The sequence below is a fragment of the Cellulomonas sp. URHB0016 genome (assembly GCF_054057935.1).
In genome coordinates this window covers 3,140,529-3,154,993 of record NZ_JBSRZU010000001.1, presented here as the reverse complement: position 1 = coordinate 3,154,993, position 14,465 = coordinate 3,140,529, and the positions used below count along the sequence as shown (strand labels likewise).

At 74.2% G+C, this 14,465-nt stretch carries 11 protein-coding genes and 1 riboswitch; of the genes, 5 read left to right on the top strand and 6 right to left on the bottom strand.

Annotated features, from left to right (window positions below; translation table 11 throughout):
• Positions 1 to 3: 3 nt before the first annotated feature.
• Both ACVW07_RS14500 and ACVW07_RS14495 read right to left on the bottom strand, forming a co-directional pair.
• Positions 4 to 630: a GNAT family N-acetyltransferase gene (locus ACVW07_RS14500; protein WP_456819940.1), complete on the bottom strand. Its 627-nt coding sequence runs from the start codon at positions 628 to 630 to the stop codon at positions 4 to 6.
• Positions 627 to 1,802 (bottom strand): LLM class flavin-dependent oxidoreductase, encoded by a 1,176-nt coding sequence (locus ACVW07_RS14495; protein ID WP_456819939.1) that lies wholly within the window; start codon positions 1,800 to 1,802, stop codon positions 627 to 629. The genes ACVW07_RS14500 and ACVW07_RS14495 overlap by 4 nt, the downstream gene beginning before the upstream one ends.
• A gap of 248 nt (positions 1,803 to 2,050) precedes the next feature.
• A riboswitch (SAM riboswitch) is annotated at positions 2,051 to 2,174 on the bottom strand.
• A gap of 199 nt (positions 2,175 to 2,373) precedes the next feature.
• Here ACVW07_RS14495 and ACVW07_RS14490 point away from each other — a divergent pair.
• Complete coding sequence (locus ACVW07_RS14490) at positions 2,374 to 2,997, top strand: class I SAM-dependent methyltransferase (RefSeq protein WP_456819938.1); 624 nt, start codon at positions 2,374 to 2,376, stop codon at positions 2,995 to 2,997.
• Positions 2,998 to 3,012: 15 nt separating this feature from the next.
• Here ACVW07_RS14490 and ACVW07_RS14485 read toward each other — a convergent pair whose 3' ends face one another.
• The 3 genes from ACVW07_RS14485 to ACVW07_RS14475 form a co-directional block, all read right to left on the bottom strand.
• Positions 3,013 to 3,168: a hypothetical protein gene (locus tag ACVW07_RS14485; RefSeq protein WP_456819937.1), complete on the bottom strand. Its 156-nt coding sequence runs from the start codon at positions 3,166 to 3,168 to the stop codon at positions 3,013 to 3,015.
• Positions 3,169 to 3,266: 98 nt separating this feature from the next.
• Positions 3,267 to 6,653: a hypothetical protein gene (locus ACVW07_RS14480; RefSeq protein ID WP_456819936.1), complete on the bottom strand. Its 3,387-nt coding sequence runs from the start codon at positions 6,651 to 6,653 to the stop codon at positions 3,267 to 3,269.
• A gap of 213 nt (positions 6,654 to 6,866) precedes the next feature.
• Entirely contained in the window at positions 6,867 to 7,412 is a 546-nt protein-coding gene (locus tag ACVW07_RS14475; RefSeq protein ID WP_456819935.1) for an SRPBCC family protein, read from the bottom strand.
• Between the two features lie 122 nt (positions 7,413 to 7,534).
• Between ACVW07_RS14475 and ACVW07_RS14470 the strand changes: the two genes are divergently transcribed.
• Complete coding sequence (locus tag ACVW07_RS14470; protein WP_456819934.1) at positions 7,535 to 8,407, top strand: L,D-transpeptidase family protein; 873 nt, start codon at positions 7,535 to 7,537, stop codon at positions 8,405 to 8,407.
• 5 nt (positions 8,408 to 8,412) lie between these two features.
• On the top strand, positions 8,413 to 8,841 hold the full coding sequence (locus tag ACVW07_RS14465) for a TIGR03668 family PPOX class F420-dependent oxidoreductase (RefSeq protein ID WP_456819933.1): 429 nt from the start codon (positions 8,413 to 8,415) through the stop codon (positions 8,839 to 8,841).
• On the opposite strand, the gene ACVW07_RS14460 is transcribed toward ACVW07_RS14465, so the two are convergent.
• A complete protein-coding gene (locus ACVW07_RS14460) occupies positions 8,819 to 9,652 on the bottom strand; it encodes a hypothetical protein (protein ID WP_456819932.1) in 834 nt (277 codons plus the stop codon). The genes ACVW07_RS14465 and ACVW07_RS14460 overlap by 23 nt on opposite strands.
• 499 nt (positions 9,653 to 10,151) lie before the next feature.
• Between ACVW07_RS14460 and ACVW07_RS14455 the strand changes: the two genes are divergently transcribed.
• Positions 10,152 to 12,791: an alpha/beta hydrolase gene (locus ACVW07_RS14455; protein ID WP_456819931.1), complete on the top strand. Its 2,640-nt coding sequence runs from the start codon at positions 10,152 to 10,154 to the stop codon at positions 12,789 to 12,791.
• A gap of 71 nt (positions 12,792 to 12,862) precedes the next feature.
• Positions 12,863 to 14,185 carry a COG1470 family protein gene (locus ACVW07_RS14450; protein WP_456819930.1) on the top strand — a complete coding sequence of 441 codons (1,323 nt, stop codon included), beginning with the start codon at positions 12,863 to 12,865 and terminating at the stop codon, positions 14,183 to 14,185.
• Positions 14,186 to 14,465: the final 280 nt, after the last annotated feature.

Genomic DNA, 14,465 nt, shown 5'->3' with positions numbered 1-14,465 from the left:
CGGTCACCTCTCGGTGGGCTGGGGGTCGGGGACGAGCCACTTCTCGAACGGGAGGGGGCCGATCTGCTCCGGGTCGGCCGCGGTGTCGAACAGCGGCGTGTAGCCGGCGCGGACGTACAGCGCCGCCGCCTCGGGCTGCCGTGGCCCGGTGGTGAGGTAGAGGCGCGGGTAGCCGGCCGCGAGCGCCCGGCGCTCCAGCTCGGCCAGCACCCGCCGGGCGAGGCCACGCCGCCGGTGCGCGGAGTGGGTCCAGATCCGCTTGAGCTCCGCGGTCGGCACGACCGGGACGCCACGCTCGTCACGTCCCCCGGGCCGGGCGGACCGGGCGATGTCCCCCAGCTCGGGCTCGGTGCGACGGCGGAACGCCCCACCGGCGACCGCGCCGCCGTCCTCGACGAGCAGCACCAGCTCCCCGCGCGGCGGGGCGAACTCGTGGGCGGGGTACCGCTCCAGCTCGGCACGCAGGTCCGCGACGCGCAGCCGGTCCGCGTACCTCGACGCGTACTCGACGGCGAGCTCGTCGAGCATGGGGCGCACGCTCGGGTGGTGCAGGGGCACCGACCGGAACTCGGGCGCGGTGCCAGCGTCACGGGCGATCTCGGTCGCGGTCGCCCTGGTCAGGGTGCTCATCGGGCGGCCGCCGAGCGACCGGCGCCGACCCGCGTACCCGCACCGGACGCGGCGGCAGGCCGCGCGGTCCTGGACGCCCGCTGCACGGTCACGCCCGCACGGACACCGGCGCGACGCACCGGCCGGGGCAACCCGAGGGTCCCGCGCAGGGTGCCGCCCCGGGGGTACCTGTCGCGGAACACGCCCGCACCGCGCAGCCGCGGCACGACGGCGTCGACCAGCCCCGGCAGGTCGGTGTGCACCGAGGCCGGCCGGAACGTGAACCCGTCGGCGGCACCGAGCGCGAACCACTCGGTGACGAGCGACGCGACGTCGACCGCCGTGCCGAGGGCCACGAGCACGCCCGCCTCGGGCCGCACGTCGCCGATCTCGGCGAGCAGCTCCAGCCGGGCGCGGGCGCTCGCGGCGTCCGGTGCCAGCAGCAGGAACGCGTCGACGAGCACACGCACGGCGTCGGGGTCGCGGCCGTGCGCGACGGCGGCGTCACGGACCCGCCGCCGCACGGCCGCCGCGACGCCGCGGTCGTCGACCCGGACGCGGACCACGTCGGCCACCCGCCCCGCGATGTCGACGGCGTGCGCGTCGATCCCGTCGGTCGCGTCGAGACGGACCACGACGGGTGGCCGTCCCTGCGGCGACCGCGACGCGCGCTCGGCCTGCGGGGCCGCGAAGTGCACACCGTCCACGTCCACGAACCGGGTGCCCCGCCCGTCGACGGGCTGCGGCACCTCGCGGACGGGGCCGTCCCACTCGCCGCCGACCGCGTCGACGGCGACGTCGTCGAGCGCCCCGATGCCGACCTGCCACGCCGCCCGCCCACCGCTCGCGCGGTCGATGGTCGCGACGGCCTGGGCGACGTGGCCCGGCTCCGTGCGGGTCGCGTCGAGCTGGGCGACGAGGCCGATCCCCGAGCTGCGCGGGGCGAGCCGCGCCGCGACGAGCGCTGCGTCGAGGCGCCCCTGCAGCGTCGTGTTCCGGCTGGGGTGCAGCGCGAAGGACTCGTCGAACACGACGAAGTCGAGGGTGCCGCGCTCGGCGACGGCCACGTGGTCCGTGAGCTTGTCGAGGTCGAAGAGGCGCTGGCCCTGCGAGCCGTGGTCGCGCCAGGCGGCGGCGCGGGCGCCGGTGTCGCTGAGGTCGATACCGATGTGGGCGTGTCGGGAGAAGGGCACGGCGAGGGTCCGTTTCGCTGCATGGGGGTGCGTGGGGTGCGCGAGGTCGCTGGAGCGGCGCACGTCGGTGCGCTCAGGTGCGCCGCGCCGAAGGAAGCGGGCGCGGCGTCAGGGGGCCGGCGGCGGTGCCGGCGCGCTGCTCAGGTCAGCGGCGACAACAGGACGGGCACGCGAGCGTGCGGGTGCTGCTCACGGAGCGGGGAACGCTCATGGTCCGTCCTCTCGTGCACCGGCGCTGCCGGTGCGATTCGCGTCGCTTGCCGCGGTCCGGGCGTCACCGCCCGTCCACGACCAGGTCCTCACCCGGGGCACCCCGCCGCGCGGGAGGGTTGCCGTCCAGCAAGCCGGGGCTTCGCGCTGGAAATCTTGACCTTGTTAGTCGGAATTAAACGCCGGACGTCCTCACTGGTCAAACCGGCGTTCGCATGATGAGACGGCATGATGGACCGATGCCCGACGCCGGCTACTTCGACACCTGGTACTCGAACATCGAGCAGTTCCCCACCCGCGACCGCCTCCAGGCCCAAGCCCTGGGCCTGCCGCCGGGCGTCCAGACCGACGGCGTCCTCACGTGGTCCGCGGTGCCGACGGTCGCGGACGCGCTCGCCCTGCGACCGGGCGACACGCTGCTCGACCTGGCCTGCGGGCGCGGGGCGCCTGGGGTGTCGAGCTCGCCGCCCGCTCGGGAGCGGACCTGGTCGGTGTGGACTTCTCCCGCGTCGCCCTGTCCGTCGCCTCGCGGCGCGCTGCCGACCGCGGCGTCGCGGCGCGCTTCGTCCTCGGGGGCCTCGACGCCACCGGGCTGCCCGACGCCTCCGTCACGGCCGCCGTCAGCGTCGACTCCGTCCAGTTCGCGGAGCCGCTCTCCGCGGGTCTCGCCGAGCTCCGCCGCGTCGTCGCACCGGGCGGCCGCATGGTGCTCACGGGCTGGGTCGCACACGACCTCGACGACGAGCGGGTGTCGCCGCGCCTGCGCCAGGACGTGCGCGCGGAGCTCGTCGCGACCGGGTTCACCGACGTCGTGGAGCGGGACGAGCCCGGGTGGCGGCGCTTCGAGCAGGCGATGTGGCAGGCCGCCGCGGCGCACCCCGAGGACCCGGCGGACCCGGCGCTCGTCTCGATGCAGGGCGAGGCACGTCGCTCGCTCGACGTGTTCGACCGGATCCGCCGGTCCTGGTGGGTCGCGCGGGCCTGACGCCCACGCTCCCTCTCAGACCCGGGTACGTCCGCGGTTCACCAGCGACATGATCAGGCTGACGACGAGCAGGACGATGCCGATCCACAGGAGGACCTTCGCTGCGGTCACCGCGACGCCGATCACGATCATCACGACGCCGACGATGATGAGAATGAGCCAGAGACCCATCAGGGCCACCTCCTCGGGGGGACGGCCGACGGGGTGACGACCGTCCCCGCATCGTCCCAAGACCGTCCGGGTCCGGCATGTCGACCGCAGCGGGCTCCTCAGGCGGGCAGCTCGACCTCGATCCGCACGACGTCACCCGTCCGGCGGAACACCTGCCCGCTGACCTCGCCGTCGAGCGCCCCACCGGTACCGGCGACCTGCGACCCGTCCGCGAGGTTGGCCACCACCCGCAGCACGGCACCGCGCCGGTACACGACGGGCACCTGGCAGAACGTGAACGCCAGCGACCCGGCCGGCAGCACCACCGACTGCCGCCGCTGCGCCACGTCGAGGTACCGGAACACCTCCCGCCCAGCCGTCCACTCGGAGGCCCGCAGGAGCACGGGCCGCACGACGACCCGACCGTGCTCCACGCGCAGGCCGAGCTCGCCGAGCCGGGTGAGGACCTCCTCCTTGACCTGGCCGGTCATGCCCGGCTGCCGCGCCCCCCGGCCCGCCGGGGTGTGCGAGTACGGGTCCACCGGGAAGGCGCCGTACACCTCGGGCGTCTTGCAGTACCCGAGCCCGAGCCGCACGTCCTCGTAGGCGTCGCGCAGGCCCTGGACGACGTCGGGACCGGCCCCTGCGGCCACCGCCCGCTCGACGTTCTCCTGCACCGCGAGCAGCAGCTTCGACACCATGTGCCAGTAGATGCTGCCCAGCCCCTCGTAGGCGAAGAACGACCCCGACCGCCCGGTGAACTCGGCATGCCGGAACACCTGCTCCCACACGTCGAGCAGGGCGGCCCGCCCCTGGTCCACGGCGTCCGACGGCGGGAGCGCGTCGAGCCCCGCCTCGACGTCGCGAGCGTTGTGCAGCCCGGGCGCGAACCGGTGGTCGCCGCGCACGTCACGCAGCACGAGCGACGTGTCGCCGGCGCGCACGAGCGCGTCGACCAGAGGGCACGCCGCTGCCTGCTCGGCGGTGATCCGGTTCCGCTCCAGGAACGTCGGCAGCACCTTGTCGGGGTACAGCGTGTAGCTGTGCTGGTCGGCCCGGTAGAGCCGGCTGCGGCGCACCGCCTGCACCAGGTCGAGCGCCTCCTCCGGCGACAGGAGCCCCGCGGACAGCACCGCGACCTGGCCCTCGATCATCTCCTGCAGCCGCCCGACGGCGGCGCGGCCGTCACGCAGGTCGAGCAGGTTGTACGAGTGGTACAGCCCGTCCTCACGGCGGTTGGCGCGCAGCGCGGCGTCGACGTACCTCTGCGCGACGTCGAGGAACGCCTGCACCGTCCCGGCGTCGACCGTCGTGCGCCGGCCGTCGAACCCGGCGTACACCCGCGTCCGGTACTCCGTGCCGGCGGCGCCGAGCGCGTCCATCACCCGGCGGCGCCCGTGGTCGTCGAACCCGTGGTCCACGGCTCCGACGTGCGCCTCCAGCGCGGCGTGCACGTCGTTCAGGAGGCCGGCGAGCTCGGTGGTCACCGTCAGGTCGTCGCCGAGCAGGTCCCGGGCCAGGGCCAGGAAGCGCCGCACGTACCCGAGGGTGACGACCGAGAGGCCCTTGCCGACGAGCGCGTTGTTCGCGTCGTTCCACTCCGGGCGCTGGGTGTTCATCCAGATGCCGCCGTCGGGCACGAGGTTGACGACCTTCGCCAGGAGGAGGAGCAGCAGCTTCTCGCCGAGCGTGACGCGCACGAGGTCGCCGTCGAACCCGTGCACGAGGCGGCCGTCGGCGCCCTCCGTGACGATCCGGGCCTCGACGCGCTCCTCGGTCACCGTGTCGAACGCGATGGTGTCGACCGGGTCGCGCAGCGTGTCGGTGTAGGACGCGATGCGGTACGGCACGTCGGCGTGCGTGAAGACCGCACTGTCCACGAGCGCCTCCAGCCGGCCCGGGTGGAACCGGCGCGACGCCTCCAGGAGCTTGACCAGGTAGATGACCTGGTGGTCGCTCCAGTAGCCGATGTTCGCCCACGGGTTCGACGGCTCGGGAACCTCCCAGTCGATGCCCGACCGCGAGATGCGGTAGGGGTTGTAGCCGTCGGCCGTGGTGGCGTCGAGGAACACCGCGGCCATCGACTCGACGTACTCGGGGAACGACCAGGCGAGCGCCTCCCAGTTCTGGAAGATGTCCCGCCAGTTGCCCTGGAAGTCGACCCGGGGGCTGCCGTGCTCGTCGGTCAGCGCGATGCGGAACTTGTTCCAGGGCCGGCTCGGGTCGCCGTGCCGGCGGCTGAACGTGAGCGGCAGGTACTCGCGCACGAGCCGCAGCAGGTCCGGGTCGCCCGTGCCCTCGGCCCGCTCGACGAGCGCGTCGATCTGCTCGGTCTCCGGCAGCGCGGCGAGCGCGGCGGCGCAGCGGGCGGCGGTCCTCGGGCTGCGCTGCGCCACGAACGCGCGCAGGTCCGCCGTCTGCACGGTGTACCCGTCGACCGGGACTCCCCCGCGCATGATGTTGAAGAGCACGTTCGCACCGTGGTGCGCGGCAGCCAGCTCCTCGCCGGTGAGCTGCGCGGCGTCGGCGGTCGCGACCAGGCCCTCGAGGTCCTCCCGGGTGCGGTCGACGTCGGCGGTCAGCCGCGCGGCGAGCTCGTCGCGGTCGGCCAGCTCGACCTGGAGCCGCACCACGTCGGCGGCGCTGTGGTCGACGTCCGCCACCACCCGCCAGCGCCGCTGCTCGCCCGCCGCCAGGGTGAGGCGCGCGTGCACCAGGTGGGCGCCCTTCTCCCCCCGGACCTCGCGCTCACCGGTCACCGGGCGGCCCGCCGTGAAGGCGCCGACCTGACGCGTGGACAGGAGGTGCTCGACGGGGGCGAGCCCGACGTGCCAGGAGACCGTCGCGGCGAGCGACTCGCTCGGGTCGGACTTGTCGGTCAGCGAGGAGTTCATGTACAGGATGCCGAGGCCGGTCGCAGGGTCGATCTCGGCCCGCTTGTAGGCGTCGATGAGCACGCTGAACTCGTTCTGCGTCTGCGCCGTGACGCCCGAGGGCAGCAGGTCGACGAAGCCGTCGAGCACGTCCACGTCCACCGGGCCGTCCGTCAGCGACGTCAGCTCGACGCCCCGGACCACGCCGTACCGCGCGCTGGTCTGCCATGACACCCGCGCGCGCAGGCCGAGGTCGGCACGCTGCTCCTCGAACACGAGCGTGCTGCCGAGGAAGTCCTTGTAGAGATGGCGCTCGACGTCCGGGTCGCCCGGGCGGCGCTCCGCGAAAGGCTGCCAGAGCAGGGTCTGCCCGGCGGGCGTGGACACCCGCAGCAGCGTGAGGCCGCCCGTGCGGCCGGCGCCGTGCGCGACCTTGTCCTCGGTCGTGTACGGGAACAGCGCCCGGTCGGACTCCTCACGGCCCGCCGTCACACCACCGGTGCTCGAGATGAACAGCCACAGGTCGCTCGCGCCGATGAGGGTCATGAAGAACGGCGGCAGCTCGTCGTACGCCGTGATCCGGTAGAACCGGCGCCCGTCGAGGTCCACGGGCCCGCTCATCGGGAGATCCATGCCCTCAGCGTGCACCTCCGCTCCCGGAGCAGAGTGGGCGGACGTCATTGTCTGCGACGACATGCGGTGTCCTTCGCTCGGGGACGTCGCTGCGCTGGTCCGTCCCGGCCGGGCGCGCGGCCGCCGGTGGACGCGCTCCCACACCTTTGCACGGTTGGGTGTCACGTGTCACCTGTTCTGGCTTGCCGCTCCTGGCGCCCACCGGCGACCCCGTCAGCCGGCGGCTGGCCGGGCCTCCTCCTCGGCGAGCGCTGCCAGCGTCAGCAGCTGCTTGCGCATCATGACGAGATCACCCCACGCCAGCACCGGCCTGGTCCACCGCCTCCAGCGCTGCCCGCCGTCGGCCCCCCGCAACGCGGCGACGAGCCGCGAGCGCCCGCCAGGCTCGTCCTCCACCTGGTACGTCACGACGACCTCCCCGAACACCCTCAGCGCCCGCGGGTCGTCGATCCGCACGGTCAGGTCGCGGCCGGGCACAAACGAGTCGAGCACGAAGATCTGCATGAACCGCTGCCCGACGGCCAGGTCCTCGCAGTGCGGGTCCCGGGTCCGCGGGCTGCGCCGCCCACCGTTGTCCACCAGGTCGTAGCTGTACGGGGCGAGCCGCAGCTGGCACAGCCAGCGGTAGACGGCCGGCGCCGGCGCGTCCGCGTCGACCGCCCGGAACCACCGCACTGGCGAGCCGGGCAGCACGTCGTCGCACGGGTAGGTGCGCGCGACCTCATCAGGCCGCGCTCCCCACGACGTCGGCACCCCCATCCCGGCGACGCTAGCGACGGGGACACCGGGCCACCCGCGTCCCTCAGGCCGCTCTCAGGTGGACAGCGCTGTGCAGACTCCCCTGGGCGGCGCACGATGGAGCGGACGGAGGGAGGTGAGCGGTGCGACGCCAGGCTTCCGCGACCCTCGGGCTTGCCGCCGTCCTCGCGCTCGGGACCTCGCTGCTCGGCGGGTGTGCCGGCGACGTCGACCCGGCACCACCCGCCGCGGTCGTCGTGCACGCACCCGTCGCGGTGGCGAAGGCGGCCGCGCCCGCACCTCCGCCGGACCTCGCGACACTGCCCGTCGTCGACCCGCTGAGCGTGGTCGCCGGGCTGCCCGGCACCGACGGCCTGCAGCCGCGACGCAACGCGGACCCGGCGCTCGGCCTCTGGCAGACCGCCGTGGTCGCCCGGCCCACGGCCGCCTACGACCGGCCCGACGGGACGCCCGTCGGCGTCCTGCCGACGACGACCCTGTCGGAGCCGACCACGCTGCCCGTCCTCGACGAGCGCGACGGCTGGCTGCGGGTCCTCGTCGCCACCCGCGGCGCCCTGCCCAGCGAGGACCGCGCCCAGGTCAACGGCCGCACCGCGTGGGTCCGCGCCGCCGACACCACGCCGTCGGGCACGGACTGGAGCATCCACGTCGACACCGCCGCCCAGACCATCACCGTCACGAACCCGACCGGCTCCCAGTCCTTCCCGGTGAAGGCCACCGGGAGCACCGGCACGCCCACCCCGGCGGGGCTCTCGTTCCTGCTGGGGGTGCGCTGGCTCGAGCCCGGCACCACGACGCCCCGGGTCCTGCCGCTGTCGACGCAGAGCGAGACCATCGACCACTACGACAAGCCGACCGGCACCGCCGTCACCGCGATCCACACCACGACCCTGCGCGGCACGGGCCCGGTGTCCAACGGCTGCGTGCGGGTCGACGACGAGGTGCTGGACCTCGTCTGGCAGGCACCGGCCGGCACCGTCGTCACCGTCGGCTGACGTCGGTGGAGCCCGGCGAGTGCCGTGCCCGCTTCGCGGCCTCCCGCCGGGCCGTTCTCGGCACCGCCGGCAGCGACCAGGTCCCGCACCTCGTGCCGGTCACGTTCGCGCTGCTGGACGACGGCGTCGTCGTCCACGCCGTCGACCACAAGCCCAAGCGGACGACCGCCCTGCGCCGGCTGCGGAACATCGCCGAGAACCCGCAGGTCACGTTCCTCGTCGACGGGTACGACGACGACTGGACCGCCCTCTGGTGGGTGCGCGCGGACGCCGACGCGGTCGTGGTCACCGACGGTCCACGGCACGCGTCGGCCGTTGCCGCCCTCGTCGGGCGGTACCCGCAGTACGACAGGACCGAGCCCACCGGCGCAATCGTGTGGGCGACCGTGCGCCGGTGGTCGGGGTGGAACGTCAGCCCTGGGTCGTGCGGGTGATCGTCGCGAGGAACGCGCCGCTGTTGTTGTCCACCCCGCGGTCGTTCACCCCGAGGTACAGCCCGCCGTCCCGCGGGCAGATGTAGCTCGTGCCGTCGCCCACCACGAAGAACGTGTTCGGGTCCTGGTCGAGGCTGCCGATGACGGTCATCGTGTTGGCGTCGGGGAAGCCCTCGACGTTGTACTGGTGGAAGACCGGGTCGAGCAGCCCGCTCGGCCCCACCGTCCCGCTCGGGGTCTGGTCGTGCGAGGCCGACCCGCTCATGGCGATGCGCAGCACGTCGCCCTGGGCGCACGTCACGCCCATCGCCGTCCACACCTGCGTGGCGGGCAGCGTCCGGTCGACGTTCGTCACCACCGGCGGGACCGCCGTCGGCGCGGCCGAGGTCGCGGTCGACGTCGCGGACGTGGTGACGGCGGCGTCGGCACCCGAGTCGCCGCCTCGGTCCGGCCACAGGGCGAACAGGACCGCACCGAGCACGACGACCGCGCCGGCGCCGCCGGCGATCCCGATCAGCAGGGACCGGCGGTCGGTGGGCGGCGGTGGCATGGCGGGCCCGGACCAGCCGCTCCCGGATGCGCCGTCCTGCCACTCACCGGAAGCGGCACCCGTGCCCGTGCCCGTGGCCGTGCCCGTGCCCGTGCCGGTGCCCGTGCCCGACGAGCCGACGGGGGGCGGCGGCGGGGGCATGGCGGGGCGGACGTCGTCAGCTGTGGGCCCGTTCCCCGCCGCGGCAGCACCGGGGAGCGGCGCCGTCGGGTCCTCGGGACCACGTCCGGCACCGTCGTCGGGGTCGTTCGTCGTGTTCACAGCGTGCCTCCCGGTCACGGGCGCACCGCGCACCGCACGCGGCGCCAACAGGAAGGAGGCCGGCCGGACGGGTCCTGATACGTCCCCGGCGGCCGGTCAGGCCGCTCCCTGCCGAGCGGCCGTCCGGCCCGCCGTTCCTCGGGCGCTCCGTCCCGGTCCTGGACGACGGCTTGACGCGAGCCGCACGCACCGCCACGATGCCGACATCCCACTCCGGCTTCGGCGCACAGGACCGGACGATACGTCTACATCGGTGTAGAAGCGTCCGATCCGGTGTCCGAGATCGGCGTCTACATCGATGTAGGCGGGGACGCACGTCGTGGACGCCGCCTGGCGCCCACGTTCTTCCGGGGGGACGGTTGGCGTGGCTCCGGCCTCGTGCCGGGGCGGGACCGCGCGCGTCGCATCCCCGGGTCGGCGACCGAGGAGAGCACGTATGCGGACCACTCGCAGGGGGGCGCGCAGCCCGCGCGCAGGACAGCGACGGACGGTGGCGGTGATGACAGGAGCGGCACTCGTGGTAGGGACAGCCCTGGCGGGCTCACCGGCGGCGGCCGACGACGGGCCGGGGCCCGACCCGTGGGTGTCGACCATCCCGGAGGGCTACCACCGGTTCACCGCACCTCAGGCCGAGGTCGACGGGATCGTCGGCTCGCGGCCTGCGGTCGTCGAGCTGCAGGGCAACATCGGCCCCAGCGGCACGTGGTCCAACCTCGCCATGGACCCCAGCGGCACGAGCTACCAGACGACCGTCGGCCCCCTCGCCGCCGGCCTGTACTACTACCAGTACATCGCCACGTCGGCCGACCGGACCGTCCACGCCTTCAAGGAACCGAGCAGCCCGGTCGCGGTGACCTCCCACCCCACGTGGAACACCCTGTTCGTGCCGGGACCGTCGGTCCAGTGGATGTCCGACGTCCCCTCGGGTGGCGCGGTCGACGAGCTCACCTACGACAGCCCCGTCACCGACGACCAGCGGACGACGCTCGTCTGGACCCCTCCCGGCTACGACGCCGACCGCGCCGAGCCGTACCCCGTGCTGTACCTGCTCGCCGACGGTGACCAGTCGTACCGCGAGTGGGCCGAGCTCGGGCGGGCACCCCAGGTGCTCGACAACCTCGCCGCCGAGGGCCGCCTCGAGCCGATGGTCGTCGTCATGGCCGAGGCGGGCGGGTCCGACCCGCGCACCGAGCTGCTCGACGGCATCCTGCCCGCCACCCGGGACGCGTACCACGTGTCCGACGACAGCCACCGGCAGGCAGTGGCCGGCATCGGCGACGGCGGTCAGCAGGCCCTCACCGTGCTGCGCAGCGACCCCGGCACGTTCGGAGCCGTCGGGTCCTTCTCGGGGCGCCTCAGCGGCTCCATCAGCGCCTCCACCGCCGAGGACATCAACGAGGGCACCGACCTCCTGCGCATCTACGTCGGCAACGTCCTCGACCCGGCGTACAACCAGAACCACGCCCTGCTGCGCACGCTCGACCGCGCCGGCGTCGACCACGACTTCGACGGCGTCGACCCCGCCTCGGGCGGCACGTGGGACACCTGGCGCTCCGGGCTGCGCGACTTCGCGTCCCGCGCGTTCCACGAGGACGCCGAGCACGGCCCCCGCGACGGGCACCTGCCCCTCGACGCGCCGTACACACCGCCGGCCGCCGGGTCCATCACCACGCCGCACATCGGCGAGCACGGCATCGTCACCTTCGAGACCGGCACGCAGTGGGCCGACGCGAAGGACGTCACCGTCTGGGCCAACTGGGCACCCAACGGCGCCTGGTTCCGCGTGCCGATGACGAAGGTCGGCGACCGCTGGCGCGTCTCGATGGGCCCGCTCGACGGCTTCTACTACTACCGGTACGTCGTCGACGGGGTGGACCAGAAGGACCCCGAGGACAAGGTCAACACCCTCACCGGCGTCAGCCCGCTGTTCGTGCCGGGCACGACGGACCGGATGCTCAGCGACGTCCCCGAGGGCAAGGGCGGCACGCTGTCCGTGCTCACCTACGACAGCGCCGTCGCGAACGAGGAGCGGTCCGCCTACGTGTGGACTCCCCCGGGCTACGACGCCGACCGCGCCGAGCCGTACCCCGTCCTCTACCTCAACCACGGTGGCGGCCAGAGCTGGGGCGACTGGGTCGAGGTCGGCCGCGCCAAGCAGATCCTCGACCACCACTCCCTGGACGGCGCGATCGTCCCGATGGTCGTCGTGATGGGCAACGGCAACGTCTCCGACTACCCCGCCGAGCTGCTCGACAACCTCGCACCCGCCGCTCGGGCGAAGTACAACATCGCCTCCGACGCGGACCACCAGGCGCTCGCGGGCCTGTCCCTGGGGGCGATGCGGACGCTCGTCACGTGGCTCACCCACCCCGGCGAGTTCGGGTGGATCGGCACGTTCTCCGGCGGCCTGTTCTTCGGCACCCCGGAGTTCGACGCCGCCGCCGTCAACGAGCACACCCGGCTGGCCCGGATCTACAACGGTGACGTCAGCGACTTCGCGTACCAGTCGGTCATGGACACGCTGGGCATCCTCGACAAGGCGGGGGTCAAGCACGAGTTCGCGGGCCTGACCGCCGGTCCGCACGGGTTCGACACCTGGCAGCAGAACCTCATCGACTTCCTGCCGCGCCTGTTCCGGACCGAGCCGCCTGAGGGCATCTCGCTCACGGCGGTCGTCCCGGAGCAGGCCGACGGGGTGCTCGCGCTCTCCGTCGCCGCGCACGACGTCACGCTCGCGCCGGCCCAGAACGCCGGCGACCGGCTGCGGTTCACCGGCGCACTTCCCGCCGTCACCGTGACGGACTCCCGGTCGGTGTCCCAGGCCGGTGCCAGCGGCTGGGCCGTGGCCGGGCAGGCGTACAGGTTCTCCTCCGGCACCCGCATCCTCGGGGCCGAGCACCTCGGGTGGTCGCCGCGCGTGGAGACCCCACGCGCCGGGCTGGTCGCCGGTGCGGTGCGGGCGACCACGCTCGGTGGCGGTGAGGGGCTCGTGGTCCCGGGCCGGCTGGCCTGGGCCACCCCCGAAGGCCGGTTCGGCTCGGCCACGCTCGGCGCGGACCTCGCGCTCGAGGTGCCCGTCGACACCACGCCGGGCAGCTACCAGGGCACCTTGACCCTCTCGCTGTTCCCCGTCGACTGACCCCGACCCTCCGAGGACCGGAGCCGGCGCGCGGCGGGGCGACCCGCCGCGCGCCGGCCTGGGGAGACACCATGCACATCGCTTCGTCGCGGCCCGCTCGGGTCGCCGTCCTGCTCGCGCTCGGCGCGTCGGGGCTCGTCGTGCCTGCCCTCGCTCTGCCTGTGCTCGCTCTACCTGCGGTCGCAGCGCCTGCGCTCGCTGTGCCTGCGGTCGCCGTGCCTGCGGTCGCGGTGCCTGCGGTCGCCGCGCCTGCGGTCGCCGCGCCCGCACGTGCCGTGCCTGCGCTCGCTCTCCCCGCGGTCGCCGCAGCCGCGGTCCCGGCGAATGCGGGCTCAGTGCCGTCGGTGTCGGTCCGCACCGGCGCCGCTTCCCCGCCCCCGGCTCCGCAGCCGGCCGCGGCCGATCCGGCCGGCACGGTCACGTGGACCGTCCAGCCCGCCACGGCCGACGGGCCCGACGGGCGGGTCTCGCTCCGGCACTCGCTCGACCCCGGCGCCTCGGCGACGGACCACGTCACGGTGACGAACTTCAGCGACCACGACGCCACGTTCGTCGTGTACGCCGGCGACGGCACCGTGAACGACACCGGCGACTTCGACGTGCCTCCCGGCGAGGACCGCCGCAAGGACGGTGGCGCGTGGATCGAGCTCGGCCAGCCGGACGGCACCGAACGGCTCGACGACGGTCGCCTGCAGCTCACCCTCGGGCCGGCCGCGACCGCGACGATCCCGCTGACGATCACGGTGCCCACCGACGCCACACCCGGCGACCACCCGGCGGGCGTCGTCGCCGAACTCGTCGACGACGGCGCGTCGGTGCGGCTCGCCGCCCGCGTCGGCACCCGCGTGCACCTCCGGGTCACGGGCGACCTCAAGGCCCGGCTCGTCCCCGCGGACGTCCGTCCCCGGTGGGAGCCCTCGTGGAACCCGTTCGCCCCCGGGACGGTGCACGTCCGCTACGTCGTGCGCAACGCGGGCAACGTGCGGCTCGGCGCCCGGTCGACGGTGTCCCTCGCCGGGCCCGCCGGCGCGGGCGCGGTCGAGGCCACGACCGAGGTGCGCGAGGTGCTGCCCGACCGATCCGCTGTCGTCGAGGCGACCCTGCCGGCCTGGCCGCTGCTGCGCTTGGCCGGACGAGTCGACGCCACGCCCGTCGTCGTGGGTGAGGACATCGTCGACGCTCCCCTGCGCCACACCTCGGCGGCCGTCACCGTGTGGACACCGCCCTGGTCCCAGCTGCTGCTCGTGCTCGTGCTGGCCGGTGTGGCCGTGCTCGTTCCCTGGCAGCGCCGACGATCCGCGCGGCGCGTCCAGGCCCAGGTCGACGCGGCCCTCGCGGCGGCGGGCGTCGCCCGGGAGACGCCGAGCGAGACGGTGGACGCGGGCGGGACCTGACCGGCCTCGCCCCGCAGCGGGCGCCTGCTCCAAGTGTCTGCCCCCCGCTGTCGCGGAGGCAGACGGCTCGAAGACGGCCGGAGCGACTGACGTCCGACCGCGCCCCGCTCCAGAACGCCTCCGCCGTCCACCCACGCGACGAGAAACGGTCCAAGCGGCACTCAATGCCCACGCGAACTACGCCGACCGGGTACGGCTCCGTCACACGCTGAACATCGGCGCAGCTCCTGACGATGAGGCAGGCGTGACCCCGAGTGAGCTGTCTGACGAGCAATGGACG

Excerpts from the sequence above, each read along its gene's own strand:
- ACVW07_RS14500 (WP_456819940.1), bottom strand. The coding sequence starts at position 630 with ATGAGCACCCTGACCAGGGCGACCGCGACCGAGATCGCCCGTGACGCT.
- ACVW07_RS14485 (WP_456819937.1), bottom strand. The coding sequence starts at position 3,168 with ATGGGTCTCTGGCTCATTCTCATCATCGTCGGCGTCGTGATGATCGTG.
- ACVW07_RS14480 (WP_456819936.1), bottom strand. The coding sequence starts at position 6,653 with ATGGATCTCCCGATGAGCGGGCCCGTGGACCTCGACGGGCGCCGGTTC.
- ACVW07_RS14475 (WP_456819935.1), bottom strand. The coding sequence starts at position 7,412 with ATGGGGGTGCCGACGTCGTGGGGAGCGCGGCCTGATGAGGTCGCGCGC.
- ACVW07_RS14455 (WP_456819931.1), top strand. The coding sequence starts at position 10,152 with ATGACAGGAGCGGCACTCGTGGTAGGGACAGCCCTGGCGGGCTCACCG.
- ACVW07_RS14450 (WP_456819930.1), top strand. The coding sequence starts at position 12,863 with ATGCACATCGCTTCGTCGCGGCCCGCTCGGGTCGCCGTCCTGCTCGCG.